Origin of the sequence: Streptomyces sp. G5(2025), assembly GCF_049542075.1 — a bacterium.
In the GTDB taxonomy this organism is placed as follows: Bacteria; Actinomycetota; Actinomycetes; order Streptomycetales; family Streptomycetaceae; genus Streptomyces.
Map to the genome: position 1 here is coordinate 430,520 of NZ_JBMUZT010000002.1, position 15,725 is coordinate 446,244.

Consider the following 15,725-nt stretch of genomic DNA (forward strand, 5'->3'; position numbering starts at 1 on the left):
CCGCGCGCGGAGCGAGAAGGGACCAGGAGCCGCGTCGTCGACGGCGCGCCGTCCGGCGCGCCGTCGAGTGGTCGTCTCTCCTGGTCCCTCGTCAGCCGGCCCCGCCTCGGCGGAGGGGTGTTACTTGATGTCCGCCAGCATCGGTTCGATCTCGTCGATCGCGTACGGGATGGAGAGGACCGTGTTGAAGGAGAACGCGGCACCGACGTCCGGGTCCTGGTACGGGACGAACAGGTCGCGCTTGTCCTGGTGGACCTTCAGCTTCTTGTACAGCGGCTCTGCCTTGATCCGGTCGTTCGCCTCCGTGCTGGAGGTCACCCACACCAGCCGGTCGACGTCCAGGACGTTCAGCTTCTCGGCGCTGAGGTCGGCGACGTTCGCGCCCGGCTTGGCCAGCTTGTCGATCTCGGGCTTGAGCTTGAAGCCGAGCTCGGAGAAGAAGATGGACTTGGGGTCCGTCTTCGTGAACGCCGAGTACTTGCCCGCCTCGAAGCTGTCGGCGACGGAGAGGGTCTTCTTCGCGAACTCGGGGTGCTTGTCGCGGACGGCCTTGAAGCGGGCGTCGATGCCGGAGATCAGCTTCTTGGTCTCGGCCTCCTTGCCGAGCGCCTTGCCGATCTGGCGGGTCATGACCTGCCAGGACGCGCCGTAGTCGGGAGAGCCCTTGGGCTGGGCGACGACCTTGGTGAACTTGGAGAGCGTCTCGTACTGCTCCTTCTTCATCCCCGAGTACTGGGCGATGACGAGGTCCGGCTTCAGCGCGGCGATCTTCTCCATGTTGTACTCGTCGCGCTCACCGACGATCGTGGGCTTCGTGGAGCCCCACTTGTCCTTGGCCCACGGCCACTTGCCGTACGGCTTCTCCTTGAACCAGTCGACCGCGCCGACCGGCTTCACGCCGAGCGCGAGCACCGCGTCCTGGTCCGACAGGCCGAGGGTGACGACCTTCTTCGGCTCCGAGTCGATCGTCGTGGTGCCGTACTTGTGCTCGACCTTGACGGGGAAGGCGCCGGACTTGGTGCCGCTCTCGCCCGAGGACTTCGTCTCGGAGTTCCCGTCGCCGCCCCCACAGGCGGCCAGGGTGAGCGCGGCGACCGCTGCGACGGCCACGCGGGGGACGTTTCTGACGAGCCTCGTCAGCGCGGGGCGTGTTCCAGTGGACACGGTTGTTCCTTTCACGGGGTTTTCACAATGTGCGTGCCGACGCCCGCGACGTAACGGCGTACGACGGTGCCGCGGCGGGCAAGGCGTGTGGGGGGTGGTTCGGGCGCGGTGCCCCGTGGGGAGTCGGGGCGAGCGGAGGTCTAGCGCCCGGAACCGACGCCGTCGGCGACCGGCCGGGACTCGTCCAGAGCGGACTCATCGTCCAGAGCGGACTTCAGGCCCCGGTCGACGATCGAGTCGAGGATCTCACCGACCCGGATCGCGGTGTTGGAGAGCAGCGACGAGGTGATGCCGTGGGTGTGCTCGGTACCGCCCTGGAGGTAGATGCCGCAGCGCAGTTCCGGGTCGGTCGTGAGGCGGTAGTCGCGCTCGACGCGCACCCGGCCCCGCTCGTCGCGGTGGCAGTGGTTCCCGACCTCGCCGAGGACGCCGAGCGGCTCGGCGGGGCTGTATCCGGTGGCGAGCACGACGACGTCGGCGTCGAGGTCGCTCTCCTCGCCGGTGACGAGCGACTTGATCGTGGCGCGGACCTTGCCGTCGCCCTCCTTGACGCCGGTCAGCCGCGAGACGTTGATGAACCGCAGCCGCTCGGTGCCGAGGACCTTCTCCTGGTACGCCTGGCGGTACAGGTCGTCGATGAGGTCGATGTCCACCACGGAGTAGTTGGTGTTGCCGTGGTAGTCCATCAGCTGCCGCTTGATGTCGTCGGGGGCGGTGAAGTACTCGTCGACCGCCTGGGGGTCGAATATGCGGTTGGCGAAGCTGCTGTCGTCGGCGGGGCTGTAGCCGTAGCGGGAGAAGACGGCGCAGACCTCGGCCCGGGGGAAGCGGCGGTGCAGATACGCCACGTTCTCGGCGGCGCTCTGGCCGGCGCCGACCACGATGAAGCGGGTGGGGTCGGTGCCCTCCAGGCCGTCCACCTTGGCGAGCAGGTCGGAGTTGTGCCAGACGCGGTCGGTTCGCTCGACGCCCTCCGGGACGACGGGGCGAAGTCCCGTGCCGATGACGAGGTTCCGGGCGCGGTGGACCACCGTCTCCGCCCCGGAGCGGGCCGTCACGTCGACGTACTCCACCAGTCCGTCGCGCACGACGGGCTCGACGGATATGACCTCGTGGCCGTAGGAGACCATGTCGTCGACCTTCGCCGCTGCCCACTCCAGGTAGTCGTGGAACTCCACGCGCAGCGGGAAGAGGTTCTTGTGGTTGACGAAGTCGACCAGGCGGCCCTTGCTCTGCAGGTAGCGCAGGAAGGTGTACTCGCTCGACGGGTTGCGGAGCGTCACCAGGTCCTTGAGGAAGGAGACCTGCATCGTCGCGTCGTCGATGAGCATGCCTCGGTGCCAGCCGAAGTTCGGTTGGCGCTCGAAGAAGTGAGCGGTGACGGTCTCCTGCCTGCCGACCCGTGCGTTGTGCTCGCTGAGCGCAAGCGCCATGGCCACATTGGACGGCCCGAAGCCGATGCCAATGAGGTCGTGAATCAAAGGTGCGTCGCCAGGAAGAACCTGAGACATGTCACTCCCATCGTGCGGGACAGCCGCCTGTCAGGCGTGGATGAAAATCAACAGGACCGGGCACACCGAAAGGCGGCGACCAGCGGAACTTAGGTAAAGCTAACCTGATCCGGCCAACCTGTCGACCCGACAAATCGGACAGAGGGGTGCCGAGGGCCGCTGAACTCACCACAGAAGGGCACTTGTTGCACCGTTAGGTAAGGCTTGCTTTACTAAGCGCGGTTCATTTTGCTCTTCAAGGAGGAAACACATGCGGGTCGTCATGTTCGGTTACCAGACCTGGGGCCACCGGACCCTGCAAGCTCTCCTGGACTCCGAGCACGACGTCGTGATGGTGGTGACCCACCCCAAGAGCGAGCACGCGTACGAGAAGATCTGGAGCGATTCTGTCGCCGACCTCGCCGAGGAGCACGGCGTCCCGGTGGTCATCCGCAACCGCCCCGACGACGAGGAGCTGTTCGACCGCCTCAAGGAGGCCGACCCGGACATCATCGTCGCCAACAACTGGCGTACGTGGATCCCGCCGCGCATCTACACGCTGCCGAGGCACGGCACGCTGAACGTCCACGACTCCCTGCTGCCGAAGTACGCCGGCTTCTCCCCGCTGATCTGGGCGCTCATCAACGGCGAGAGCGAGGTCGGCGTCACGGGCCACATGATGGACGAGGAGCTCGACGCCGGCGACATCGTGACGCAGCGCGCGGTGAAGGTCGAGCCGACGGACACGGCCACCGACCTGTTCCACAAGACGGTCGACCTCATCGCCCCGGTGACGATCGGCGCCCTGGACCTGATCGCCTCGGGGCAGACCGAGTTCACCAAGCAGGACCGGTCGCAGGCGAGCTTCTTCCACAAGCGGGCCGAGGAAGACATCCGCATCAACTGGGACTGGCCCGCCGAGGACCTCGAACGCCTCGTCCGCGCCCAGTCCGCCCCCTACCCGAGCGCCTTCACCTTCCACAAGGGCAAGCGGCTCGAAGTCGTCTCCGCGGTCGTCTCCGAGAACCGCTACGGCGGCACTCCGGGCCGCATCTTCTACCGCGAGGGGGAGGGTGTGGTGATCGTCGCCGGCGCCGACGCCCGCACCGGCCGCAACCACGGCCTCGCCATCACCCGCGTCCGGACCGAGGACGGCCGCGAGCTGCCCGCGACGGAGTACTTCAGGTCCATGGGCGGCTACCTCACCAGCCGCCCCTGACGGCCGGGCTCCGCCACCGCTCAATTCCACGACTGTTCACAGCTGTTGCACACACGCGTCACCTGCTGATGGTGGGGGCATGACAACTCTGTCGTGCCCCCACCGTGACGCAGGAGACCGCAGTGAAGCCGAGCAGAGCCATCCGCAGAACATCCGTGTCCGTTATCGGCGCTCTCGCCCTGGCGGTCGCCTCCGTGAGCGCGGCCGTCGCCGCCCCGCCACAGGCCCTGCCCGCGAACGCCGACGGCATCGAGCAGACGTTCCAGCCCGCATACGACTATGACGGCGACGGCTGTTACCCGACCCCCGCCATCGCCCCCGACGGCACGGTCAACGGCGGTCTCAAGCCGGGCGGCGCGGTCAACGGCCAGTGCCACGACGCGAGCGACCTTGCCCACACCAACGGCTACGCCCGCGCCAAGTGCGACAACGGCTGGTGCGCCATCCTCTACGGCCTCTACTTCGAGAAGGACCAGGCCGTGCCCGGCAGCGGACTCGGCGGTCACCGGCACGGACTGGGAGCACGTGGTGGTGTGGGTCAAGGACGGCCGCGCCGAGTACGTCGCCACGTCCGCCCACGGCCGCTTCGACATCCACCGCCGCGACCAGCTCCGCTGGGACGGCACCCACCCGAAGGTCGTCTACCACAAGGACGGCATCGGCACGCACTGCTTCCGCCCCGCGAACGCGGCCGACGAGCCGCCCGAGAACCACCGGGGCGCCTGGCAGTTCCCGTCTCTCGTCGGCTGGAACGGCTATCCGGCGGGCGTGCGGGAGAAGTTGAGCGCCCACGACTTCGGCAGCGCCACCTTCGGCCTGAAGGACGCGAGCTTTCCCGGCCACCTGACCGCGGCGCTGCCCGCCGGTGTCCCCTTCGACGTCAACGCCTGACCGGAGGAGGCCCACACCCGGCGGCCTCCTCACTCCTCCGCTGCCGCCACTCCCCCAGCGCGTGGGCCCGGTGGTCGTGCTCGAAACCGGGACCGAGGGGGCCCACACGCTCGTACGCCTCTTCGGTACGCGGGTCGTCGCGCCGGGCCAGTCCCCAGGCGGCCTCAAGGCGTACGAGCTGTTCGTCCTCGTCCAGCAGCGCGAACAAGGCGTCCGCGACGGCGGGCGTGCGGTCACGGGAAGCGGCCAGCTTCACCGCGGCCCCGTGGCGCGCGGGGACGACCGGGCTCCTGGTCAGCAGGAGCAGAGCATCCGTGGCCTGTGCGCGGAGCTCATCGCCGTCCATCGCCGCCGAGGACGCGTAGAGCCGTACTTCCGCGTCCGGGTCACTCATCAGGGCGAGCATCGCGTCCTTGGCAGTCGGCGAGCGCGGGTCGCCGTCATCGTCGGAGAGAAGGCAGGGCACTTCGCGGCGTACGCGGGGGTCCGGGTGGCCGGCATGTCGGAGCCCGACGGCTTCCTGCCCCGGGTGTTCGTACTCGGCGAGCGCAGTGAGAACCTCGGCGAGCATGTCGACGTCCGTCTCTTCGGCGGCCCAGGCGGCCAGCAGTTCGCCCTCTCTCTTCCGGTAGTAGCGATGCCCGGGGTCCACCAGCGACCGCATCCGCACGTAGTCCGTCACGAACCGGCGGTACCACGGGTCGGGATGGTGACGGTGGGCGACCACGGCCGACCAGGTCTCGTCGCTCCGGCGCTGGACGAGAATCCAGCGCGCCGTCGTCCAGTCGACATGGTCCTCGTCCCGCTGCCGAACGGCACGGGCGACCAGTTCGTCGACGGGTGTCAGGACGCGGAAGGCCCATTCGAGCCAGGTGAGGACGGCGCCGTGCCCGGCCCGTACGACGCGTCCGCCGAGCGAAATCTCCTCGACCCAGTGATACGCGTCCTCCTGCACCCGGGCCATCACGGCGGGACCCCTCGCGCCGGTCCGGCGCCGCAACTCCTCGGCCGCCCCTGTCTCGTACCAGCCCCGGGCCAGGGCGAGCAGCCGCTCACGGGCGGCTTCCGGCAACCGCTCCCGCGCGTCCGAACCCAGAAGGTCGACGAAGACCGCCGGTGAGCCGCCGTCAACGGCCCGCCACAGAAGCGTGGTCCCGTCCGGCAGCACCCGGTCGGGATCGGCTCCGGCGCGCACCAGCGCTTCGGTGACCGCCTCGTCGTACGCGGCCAGCGCGACGCACAGCGCGGACAGCCCGTCCACCTCCGTGTCCGGGTCCGCGCCGGCGTCCAGCAGCGCCCGCACCGCGTCGGCGTCCCCCGCCCGGACCGCCGCCATGAGCCGCACACCGAGTCCGTTCCCGTCCATCCCTACCCCCTTGACGCGAGTGCCACTGTAAGGGCGGCTCGCAAGGGGACGACGCGCTACCGGTCGTCACGTATCCCGAGGACGTACGTCGCCGTCACGGCAACGGCGCGGTCTTCGTCATGGGAGAGATCCGCGAGGGCGCGCGCCGCCGTGCTGCCCGGGATCTCCGCGAGCGCCTCTGCCAGCCGTCGCCGACGCGCGGACGAGCCAGGGGCGTTGTCGGCGAGGCGGTCGACGAGCCCGGTGGCGATCTCTTCCGCCAACGCGGGGCTGCCGCCCGCCAGCGCGCTCAGGGCGTCCGCGGCGTCGACGTCGTTCACCTCCTCGACGACCATGTCGATGAGTACGGGGGCCGCCTCGGCCACCCCACGGGCCCCGAGCGCCGGCGCCGCGCACCTGCGGACCACGGCGTCGGAGTGGGCGAGGGCGTCCCGCAGCAGTGCGGTCGCCTCGTCGCCCGGGATCTCGGCGATGGCCTGGACGGCGCGTTCGCGCACCTCGGCCGCCGACGCCACGAGGCCCTTCGCCAGCAGAGGCCATCCGTCGTCGCCGGACTGCGCCAGAGCCCATCGAAGGGCCCCTGCGACGTTCGGATCCGTCTCGCTCAGCACCGCCTCGACCAGTGCTTCCACCGGCACCGGGACTTCGCCGACCGAGGACAGGGCCGCGCGCTGGCGCTGTTCGGGGCTCTTCGACGCCAGCGCCTGGAGGAGTGCGACGGTCTGGAGGACATCCTCCCAGCCATCCGGTTCCGCGGCACCGATCCGGCGGAGCCGGGTGAGCAACTCCGTCTCAACCGCGATGCGTTCGCGCGTCCGTCGGATGAGGTCGTCGACGAGCCCCGAGGGCGTGAAGCCCGGGTCGTCGAGCGCGCGCCCGACGTCACGCAGCGAGAGCCCGAGCGACCGCAGGCTCTCGATGTGGAAGATCCGCCGGATGTCGTCGTCGGAGTACTCCCGGTAGCCGGCGCCGGTACGGCCCGTCGGCCGCACCAGGCCGAGCGACTCGTAGTGCCTGAGCATGCGGGCGCTGACCCCGGACCGCCGTGCCACATCGCCGATCAACACTGCCTATCGCCCCTCCGTGCCCGCACCGCCGAGGGCGACGACACGCTTCGCCTCCTCGATCGCGAACTCGAATCCGGCGTCCGGGTCGCGCGACAGCCGTTCCGTGGCGAGCGCGTGCGCGCGTACGCCCGGGTCGGGATCCGTCGTCGCGGCCCGCAGAACCGGCGAGATCACGTCACCGAGCGCGACCAGCGCCCGGCTGAGGCTCAGGTGCGTCTGACGGTCACCGCGCCCGAACTGTGTCGACAATACGGCCGCCAGCTCACCTTCCTCGCCTTCGGGTACGAGCACGACCGCCGCCCGCCAGGCGCTCCGCGCCACCTCGTCGTCGGCGTCGGCCAGAAGCGCCCTCGTGATCGCCGGCCACGCCCTGCGATCCCCGATCTTGGACAGTGTGTGCAACGCCTGGCCGCGCGCCTGTGCGCACTGCGAACGGACTTCGCGGACGAGCACCGGGACCGTCAGTGACGCCGGATGGCGGGTGAGCGCCCACGTGAGCGTTTCCCGCACGGAGAAGTCGGGCTCGACCGCGCATCGTTCGATGAGCTTGTCGATGAACGTGTCGATGAACTGCGGGTCGGGATTCGTGCCGACCGCAAGCGCCGCCCGCAGCCGCACGGACGAGCGGTCGTCCTCCAGGCCTTGGAGCAGCCCTTGGCGAGCGCGAAGCGTGTGTGTGTCCGGTATGTGCTGGGTCATCGGGACCACCTCCTCGCCACGCAGTGAAGACGTTGTCACCGTGTCAAGGTCAAGTGAGGCCGCCGCCGGCGTGCCGCTTAGGATGCGGGGCGGGGTGGTCGGACCACGTCCGACCAGGGGTTCAGGGGGGGAAGAGGGGCGATGGCGGAGGCAGTCTCGGTGTTTCAGCCGCTACAGGCGGACGACCCGTCCTCGGTGGCCGGTTACCGGCTGGCCGCGCGGCTGGGCGCGGGTGGCATGGGCCGGGTCTACCTGTCGCACACGCAGGGCGGGCGACCGGTGGCGATCAAGGTGGTGCGGCCGGAGCTGGCCGACGATCCGGCCTTCCGGCGGCGGTTCCGCCGGGAGGTGGAGGCGGCGCGGCGCGTCCGGGGCGCGTACACCGCGGAACTGATCGACGCGGACGCGGACGGCGTTCCGCCCTGGCTCGCCACGCTGTACGTCCCCGGGCCCTCCCTCACGGACGCCGTCGCCCGGCGCGGTCCGCTGCCGGTGTCCGCCGTGCTGTGGCTGGTGGCGGGGGTGGCCGAGGCGCTACAGGCCATCCACGACACCGGAATCGTGCACCGCGACCTGAAGCCGTCGAACGTACTGCTGGCCGCCGACGGCCCGCGTGTGATCGACTTCGGCATCTCGCTGGCCTCCGACATCACCTCGCACACCGCCACGGGCGCCACCGTCGGCACGCCGTCGTACATGGCTCCCGAACAGGCGTCCGCGGGGGAGGTCACGGCGGCGACGGACATCTTCGCGCTGGGCCAGACGGCGGCGTTCGCGGCGCTGGGCGAGCCGCTGTACGGGGACGGTCCTTCGTTCAGCGTGCTGTACCGGATCGTGCACACGGAACCCGATCTGTCGCTGCTCCCCGAGCAGCTCCGTCCGTTGATGGCCAGGTGCCTGGCCGCCGACCCCAAGGAGCGGGCCACCCCGGCGGAGGTCGTCCACTGGTGCCGGCAGCGGCTGGGCCCCGGCACGGTCCCGGGCCCGGCCTGGCAGGAGATCACCGGTCCGGAGGTGGCGATTCCGTCTCCGGTGCCGGAGCCCACGCCTGTGCACACGCTGCCGTTGATCGCGCCGCCGCGGCCCGTGGATCCCGAGCGGCGGCGGGCCCGCAAGCGGCGTATCGCGCTGATCGCGGCCACGGCGGTGGCGGCGGGCGCGCTGGTCGTGACGGGCCTGGCGTGGACGGTGGTGCAGGCGAGGGAGAGGATCGACGCCCGGGACATCCTGGGGAAGGGCGGCGACTCGTCATCAGCTGGTTCCGGCTCCGACGCGTCCGCTCGTTCGAAGGAGTCAAGGGAGTTGACGGAGTCGGAGGGGGCGAAGGGGGCGTCGGAGGCGAAGGGGTCCAAGGAGTCGTCGGGATCGAAGGAGTCGTCGTCCGCGTCCGATACGAAGTCGGACGGCTCCCCCGCCACGACACCCGACCGGCCGCAGGCCGTCCCCTACCCCGGCCAGTGGCTGGACGAAAAGAACTCCCTGCGCCTCAAGGACCCGGTCTCGCGCAAGGACCGCAAGGGAGACCTCCGTTTCGTCTGCAACGCGACCGACTGCGCCCTGGAGAGCGACACCAGCGTGATCACCATGCTGTACAGCAAGCCGGGCGCCGACCTCGACGCGTGCCGCAGCGCCCTGACCGGCGCCACCAGCCGCAGCTTCCCCCTGGCCGCGGCTGCGGCGGGCAGTGAGATCTGCGTCAAGAACCCCTCCGGGGACATCGCGCTGCTCGTCGTCCAGACGAAATCGACGGCGCTGCCGGACAGCGGGGTCAGCTTCCTCCGCGCGGACATGACAGTCTGGCGGGCGTAGCGGGAGGCACCGGAACTGCTGGACACCGGCCCCCGTGGCTCCGCCCGCAAGCAACTGACGCCCACCGAGCTCGACGCCCTGCTGAAGAGCTGCGCTCCGGGCGCCCTCGCGCTGGAGGGGAACCGGAGCCGGCGGGGCCTCACTTCCCGGTGGGGATCCGGCCGCGTACATCCTCGAAGAGGGTGCGCATCGCCATGCGGAAGATTTCGGCCTGGTGGTCGCCGAGGAAAGAGGTGTGGCCGAACACCTCCAGGACCACCAGGCCGTGCATGTGCCCCCACGCGCTCATGAGCAGGGCGGTCGCCGGCGGGGGCAGGCCTCCCAGGCCGCTCGGCGGCAGCTGGGCCAGGTGGCCCCGAAGCGGTGCGGAGAGGGCGGGGGTGTCGGCCGCGGCCAGTTGCGCAGCGGTGAACCCGTCGAACAACTCGCGCTCGAAGATCGCGCTCATCCGACGCATCGCCCGGGTGGTCGGACCCTCGACGGGCGCCGTGTAGTACCGCAGCGGCGTTCCGTACAGGAGCTGGAACCGTTCGCGATGGGTGATGGCCCAGTGGCGGTACCCCTCGGCCGCGGCCACCAGGCGCGGCAGGGCAGGGTCGTCCGTCTCGGCGTCCACGGCGGCCCGCACCGCGTCCGCCAAGTCGTCGTACGCCTTGGTGACGAGGGCCGTCACGAGGTCGTCCCGGCTCGGGAAGTAGTGGTAGAGCGCCTGCACGGTCATGCCGAGGCTCCGGGCGACCGCGCGCAGGGACAGGGCGGCGGCACCGTGCTCGGCGATGTGGGCTTCGGCGGTGTCCAGGATCTCCCGGGTGGCGGTGGCCCGACGCCGCTGGCGCAGGGTGGGCGGGACGGCCGCGGGTTCGTCTGCGGGCATGCGGCGACCGTACGCCGGTCAACTCCCGCCCGTCATCCAGAAGTTGTCCTCTGTGAGGAAAATCTAACACTGCCAAATCCTCTGCCGCCTCGCTAGCGTCGTCCGCGGTGACGAGGGGCGCGGCCCCGCACCGTTTCCCCTGGGCCAACTGCCGCCGCACGGTGCCGTTTTCGCCGTCCGGCCGGACAAACGCACCGTAAGAACGCAAAGGAGATCGTGCGTGTTTGAACGCATAGCCGAACTGGCGATCCGCCGGTCCCGGCTGGTACTCGTCGTCACCGTCGTGGTGGTGGCCCTCATGGGCGCCTTGGGCGCCGGCGCCTTCGGGAAGCTGCTGGGCGGCGGTTTCGACGACCCGGCCTCCCCGTCCTCCCGGGCCAGGCACGTCATCGACGAGAAGTTCGGCGGGGAGACGAACCTGGTGCTGCTGGTCCGCGCCGCCGAGGGCCGCGTCGACGCCTCGGCCGCCGACCGGCGCGGCCGGGCCCTGGTCTCCGACCTCAAGAAGGAACCGGACCTTGAGAACGTCGTCTCGTACTGGGACACGAAAAGCCCCGGCCTCCGCTCCAAGGACGGCCGCGAGGCCCTGGTGCTCGCCCGGGTGAAGGGCGACGAGACGGAGCGGCAGGAGAACGCCAAGAGCGTCATCGACGACTACGCCGGAACGTACGAGGGCGCGCTCACGGTCAAGGCCGGCGGCAGCACCGGCGTGAGCCATGAGATGGGGCCGCAGACCGGGGAGGATCTCGTCCTGGCGGAGACCATCGCCGTACCGCTGATCCTCCTGCTGCTCCTGGTCGTCTTCGGCACCGTGGTCTCCGCGCTGCTGCCGCTGGCCATCGCGCTCATCGCGATCGTGGGCGTCTTCGCGCAGCTCTTCCTGCTCGGCGGAGTCACCGATGTCTCCGTCTTCGCGATCAACCTGACCACCGCCCTCGGCCTCGGACTCGGCGTCGACTACGGCCTGTTGATGATCAGCCGGTTCCGGGAGCAGCTCGCGTCGGGGGCGAGCGTGGAGGACGCCGTCCGCACGACGATGAGCACCGCGGGCCGTACGGTCGCGTTCTCCGCCGCGACCGTGGCGGCCGCGCTCGCGGCGCTCATGGTGTTCCCGCAGTACTTCCTCCGCTCGTTCGGCTACTCCGGGGTCGGCGTCGTCGTCATCGCGGCCCTCGCCATCCTGTTCGTGATGCCGGCCCTGCTCACCGTCCTCGGGCACCGGGTCAACAGCGGGCGGATGCCGTGGGCGAGGCGGAAGCGCTCCGGGCCCGGGGCGGCCGGGTGGGGCCGGCTCGCCCGTACCGTCATGCGGCGGCCCGCCCTCACCGCGCTGCCGGTGCTCGCGGTGCTGCTGGCGGCGGCGAGCCCGCTCCTTGGCATCAGCTTCGGCACGGCGGACGAACGCGTACTGCCGGAGGGCTCCGAGAGCCGTCAGGTGTCGGCGTCGCTGCGGGAGAACTTCCACGGCAACGACGCCGCGGCCCTCCGCGTCGTCATCGACGAGCCGCTGGCCGAGGCCCCGCTGCGTGCGTACGCGGCCGAACTGTCCCGGCTCAAGGGCGTCGCCCGCGTCGAGACCAGCGCGGGGGTCTACTCCGGCGGGCGGACCGAGGCGACCGGCCCCGGCAACGAGACGCTCGGCCGCCCCACGGCGCAACAGCTCAACGTGGTGAGCTCCCTGACACCGAAGTCGGACGCGGCCAAGGACCTGGTCGCGGAGGTCAGGACGGCCGCCGCGCCCGCCGGGACACACCCGCTGGTGGGCGGAGCCGACGCCGAACTGGTCGACTCCAACGACTCCATCGGCGGGAGACTCCCGCTCGCCGTGGGCCTGATCGCCGTCACCACCTTCCTCCTCCTCTTCCTCTTCACCGGCAGCGTCGTGCAGCCGCTGCGCGCGCTGGTGCTCAACATGATCAGCCTGGGGGCGACGCTCGGCGTCATGACCTGGATCTTCCAGGACGGCCATCTCTCCTCGCTGCTCGGCTTCACTCCGCAGCCGATGGAGACGTCGATGACCGTACTGATGTTCTGCGTCGCGTTCGGCCTCTCGATGGACTACGAGGTGTTCGTCACCAGCCGCATCAAGGAACTCCACGAGCTGGGCGAGGACAACGAAACCGCCGTGGCCGACGGCCTCGGGCACACCGGACGCATCGTCAGCGCGGCGGCCTTCCTGCTCGCGGTGAGCTTCTTCGCCTTCGGGACGGCCGAGATCAGCTTCCTGCAACTGTTCGGCCTGGGCAGCGGGCTCGCCATCCTCATCGACGCCCTCGCCGTACGCGGCATCCTGCTGCCGGCCGCGATGCGGCTGCTGGGCGGCTCGGCGTGGTACGCCCCCGCCCTTCTGCGGAACTTCCACGCGCGGTTCGGCCTCAGCGAAGGAGCCCCTGGGCCCGCGGCCGCTCCGGAACCGACGGCGGCGGAGCCTCCGTACGCGAAGAGCGCGACGGAGGTCCCCCGCCGCGGGCCCGCCTCGCCACCGTCGCCGGACGCCGCCAGGGCTGGTACGACGTCATGTGCACCGAGGAGGCGGCGCGTCTGACTGCCTGGCGAGTTCGGTGCCGCCGACCGACCGGATAGCTGGGTCAGTCCTTGTCGACGTGCTCCCGGAGAATCTTGCGGTTGGCCGCGTCAATGTCGAAGGTCGTCTTGTTCCAGTCGTCGGTCGTCACGACGTCTACGGACCACTTCGGCGCGCCGCCGTTGGAGTCGGAGTCGTCGAGTTCGATGGACGTGACGGTCCCCTTGGTCTTGCCCGTGGCGGTCTCGGCGGCCTGTTGCGCGGTCACGGTGGCCTTGCCCAGCCGGTCCGCCAGTTCACGCTTGTCGTCGGCGTCCTGGTCCTTCTTGGCCTGCGCCCCGTCGGCCTTGCCGGAGACCGCGTCGACGCGCACCGTGTGGGCGGCGCCGTCGGTCGTCGCCACCTCGGTCTCCCAAGTGGGCTTGTCGGCGGGCCCCTTGAGTTCGATCGAGACCGGCTTCGACTTCGGCACCGCCGCCACCGCGGTGCGCAGCGCGTCCTCGTAGTCGACCTTGGCCTTCGGGACGAGGGCCTTCCGCTCGGCCTGGTCCTCGGTGAGGCCTCCCGGCGAAGTGGTGGGCGTCGCGGTGGGTACGGGGGCCGCCTCCGCCGTCCCCGTCTTCGCGGCGCCGTCGTTGCCGTTGCCGTTGTCGTCGCCACAGCCCGTGAGCAGGGCTCCCGCCGCGACCGCGGCACAGAGCAGACCGGTGCCTCGCGAGACCGGCAGACGCCTCTGCCTGGAGGCAGAGCCATTCCTTTTTGTGATCATAAAGTGACTTTAAGCGATATGCCCGACTGTTGCCTGTAACGGTGCGCCACAGGAGGGACCGGCAGCATGACGGGCAGCGGTCAGGATCGGTCGCCTTCGTGGCCACTGGCGTCGAAGACGTCCCGCTGGCCGGTGTTCTCCTTCTGGTCGAGCTGGACGACGTCGGGGTGGTGCAGGTCGAAGGCCGGGGACTCGGAGCGGACGCGGGGCAGGGTGACGAAGTTGTGGCGGGGCGGCGGGCAGGAGGTGGCCCACTCCAGGGAACGCCCGAAGCCCCAGGGGTCGTCGACCGTGACGCGTTCGCCGTACTTCGCGGTCTTCCACACGTTGTAGAGGAACGGCAGCGTCGACAGGCCGAGCAGGAACGCCCCGAGGGAGGAGACGGTGTTGAGGGCGGTGAAGCCGTCCGCGTCCAGGTAGTCGGCGTAGCGGCGCGGCATGCCTTCCGCCCCGAGCCAGTGCTGGACGAGGAAGGTGGTGTGGAAGCCGACGAACAGCGTCCAGAAGTGGATCTTCTCAAGGCGCATGTCGAGCATGGTGCCCGTCATCTTCGGCCACCAGAAGCTGAAGCCGCCGAACATCGCGAACACGATGGTGCCGAAGAGTACGTAGTGGAAGTGCGCGACGACGAAGTAGGTGTCCGTGACGTGCCAGTCGAGGGGCGGCGAGCCGAGGATGATGCCGGTCAGGCCGCCGAAGAGGAACGTGACCAGGAAACCGACCGCCCACAGCATCGGCGGCTCGAAGGACAGCGAGCCCTTCCACAGGGTGCCGATCCAGTTGAAGAACTTCACGCCGGTAGGGACCGCGATCAGATAGGTCAGGAAGGAGAAGAACGGCAGCAGCACCCCGCCGGTGGCGAACATGTGGTGCGCCCACACGGTGACCGAGAGACCGGTGATGGCGATGGTGGCGCCGACCAGCCCGATGTACCCGAAGATCGGCTTGCGGGAGAAGACGGGGAGGATCTCGGTGATCACGCCGAAGAACGGCAGCGCGAGGATGTAGACCTCGGGGTGGCCGAAGAACCAGAACAGGTGTTGCCACAGGAGGGCACCGCCGTTCTCGGGGTTGAAGACCTGGGCGCCGAACCGCCGGTCGGCCTCCAGGACGAGCAGCGCCGCCGCCAGGACGGGGAAGGCGAACAGCACGAGCACCGAGGTGAGCAGCACGTTCCAGGTGAAGATCGGCATGCGGAACATGGTCATTCCGGGGGCGCGCATGCCGATGATGGTGGTGGTGAAGTTGACCGCGCCGAGGATGGTGCCGAAGCCGGCCAGCGCCAGTCCCATGATCCACAGGTCGCCGCCGATGTACGGGGTGCGCTCGCCGCCGCTGAGCGGCGTGTACGCGGTCCAGCCGAAGTCGGCGGCGCCCTGGGGGGTGAGGAAGCTGCCGAGCACGATCAGCCCGCCGAAGAGGAACAGCCAGTAGGAGAGCATGTTCAGGCGAGGGAAGGCGACGTCCGGGGAGCCGATCTGGAGCGGCATGATCGCGTTGGCGAAGCCGGCGAAGGTGGGGGTGGCGAAGAGCAGCAGCATGATCGTGCCGTGCATGGTGAACGACTGGTTGTACTGCTCGGCCGAGAGCAACTGCATCCCGGGGCGGGCGAGTTCGGCCCGGATGGCCATGGCCAGCGCTCCGCCGATCAGGAAGAACGCGAACGACGTGATCAGGTACAGATGACCGATCTTCTTGTGGTCGGTCGTGGTGATCCAGGAGATGATCACCCGGCCCTTGCTGCGACGTCCTTCGGTCGGTACCAGCGTGACCGGATCCGCTTGAGCAGTCATCAGTTTCCTCACATCGGTAGCGAACGCCGCGATCCGGTATCAAACTCCCGTATGCGGGCG

At 69.8% G+C, this 15,725-nt stretch carries 11 protein-coding genes and 1 pseudogene; 4 read left to right on the plus strand and 8 right to left on the minus strand.

All coding sequences use genetic code 11. From position 1 onward, the window contains the following. Window positions 1-120 precede the first annotated feature (120 nt). Both ACOBQB_RS02270 and ACOBQB_RS02275 read right to left on the minus strand, forming a co-directional pair. The gene (locus tag ACOBQB_RS02270) at window positions 121-1,110 is read right to left on the minus strand and encodes an iron-siderophore ABC transporter substrate-binding protein (protein ID WP_423588342.1); all 990 of its coding nucleotides are present in this window, start codon (window positions 1,108-1,110) and stop codon (window positions 121-123) included. Window positions 1,111-1,304: 194 nt separating this feature from the next. After that, window positions 1,305-2,675 carry a lysine N(6)-hydroxylase/L-ornithine N(5)-oxygenase family protein gene (locus tag ACOBQB_RS02275; RefSeq protein WP_423588343.1) on the minus strand — a complete coding sequence of 457 codons (1,371 nt, stop codon included), beginning with the start codon at window positions 2,673-2,675 and terminating at the stop codon, window positions 1,305-1,307. Between the two features lie 250 nt (window positions 2,676-2,925). Here ACOBQB_RS02275 and ACOBQB_RS02280 point away from each other — a divergent pair, with 250 nt between their 5' ends. Beyond that, window positions 2,926-3,873 carry a methionyl-tRNA formyltransferase gene (locus tag ACOBQB_RS02280; RefSeq protein ID WP_423588345.1) on the plus strand — a complete coding sequence of 316 codons (948 nt, stop codon included), beginning with the start codon at window positions 2,926-2,928 and terminating at the stop codon, window positions 3,871-3,873. A 122-nt stretch (window positions 3,874-3,995) separates the two neighbouring features. Next, a pseudogene (locus ACOBQB_RS02285) lies at window positions 3,996-4,764 on the plus strand (NPP1 family protein). Here the strand turns inward: ACOBQB_RS02285 and ACOBQB_RS02290 are convergent. From ACOBQB_RS02290 to ACOBQB_RS02300, 3 genes are read right to left on the minus strand one after another with little or no spacing between them, the layout of a single operon-like run. Beyond that, window positions 4,754-6,130: an ankyrin repeat domain-containing protein gene (locus ACOBQB_RS02290; RefSeq protein ID WP_423588346.1), complete on the minus strand. Its 1,377-nt coding sequence runs from the start codon at window positions 6,128-6,130 to the stop codon at window positions 4,754-4,756. The pseudogene ACOBQB_RS02285 and the gene ACOBQB_RS02290 overlap by 11 nt on opposite strands. Before the next feature lie 56 nt (window positions 6,131-6,186). After that, window positions 6,187-7,197 carry a HEAT repeat domain-containing protein gene (locus ACOBQB_RS02295; protein WP_423588347.1) on the minus strand — a complete coding sequence of 337 codons (1,011 nt, stop codon included), beginning with the start codon at window positions 7,195-7,197 and terminating at the stop codon, window positions 6,187-6,189. A 3-nt stretch (window positions 7,198-7,200) separates the two neighbouring features. After that, window positions 7,201-7,896: a HEAT repeat domain-containing protein gene (locus tag ACOBQB_RS02300; RefSeq protein ID WP_423588349.1), complete on the minus strand. Its 696-nt coding sequence runs from the start codon at window positions 7,894-7,896 to the stop codon at window positions 7,201-7,203. 141 nt (window positions 7,897-8,037) lie between these two features. Between ACOBQB_RS02300 and ACOBQB_RS02305 the strand changes: the two genes are divergently transcribed. After that, window positions 8,038-9,705 carry a serine/threonine-protein kinase gene (locus tag ACOBQB_RS02305; protein ID WP_423588351.1) on the plus strand — a complete coding sequence of 556 codons (1,668 nt, stop codon included), beginning with the start codon at window positions 8,038-8,040 and terminating at the stop codon, window positions 9,703-9,705. 139 nt (window positions 9,706-9,844) lie between these two features. Here the strand turns inward: ACOBQB_RS02305 and ACOBQB_RS02310 are convergent, their stop codons facing one another. Next, window positions 9,845-10,579, minus strand: coding sequence for a TetR/AcrR family transcriptional regulator (locus ACOBQB_RS02310; RefSeq protein WP_423588352.1), 735 nt, complete (start codon window positions 10,577-10,579; stop codon window positions 9,845-9,847). A 220-nt stretch (window positions 10,580-10,799) separates the two neighbouring features. Between ACOBQB_RS02310 and ACOBQB_RS02315 the strand changes: the two genes are divergently transcribed. Then, window positions 10,800-13,124, plus strand: a complete 2,325-nt coding sequence (locus tag ACOBQB_RS02315) for an MMPL family transporter (protein WP_423588353.1) — start codon at window positions 10,800-10,802, stop codon at window positions 13,122-13,124. A gap of 43 nt (window positions 13,125-13,167) precedes the next feature. On the opposite strand, the gene ACOBQB_RS02320 is transcribed toward ACOBQB_RS02315, so the two are convergent. Further along, window positions 13,168-13,872, minus strand: a complete 705-nt coding sequence (locus ACOBQB_RS02320) for a PepSY domain-containing protein (RefSeq protein ID WP_423588354.1) — start codon at window positions 13,870-13,872, stop codon at window positions 13,168-13,170. Window positions 13,873-13,952: 80 nt separating this feature from the next. Beyond that, window positions 13,953-15,665, minus strand: coding sequence for a cytochrome c oxidase subunit I (gene ctaD, locus ACOBQB_RS02325; protein WP_423588355.1), 1,713 nt, complete (start codon window positions 15,663-15,665; stop codon window positions 13,953-13,955). Window positions 15,666-15,725: the final 60 nt, after the last annotated feature.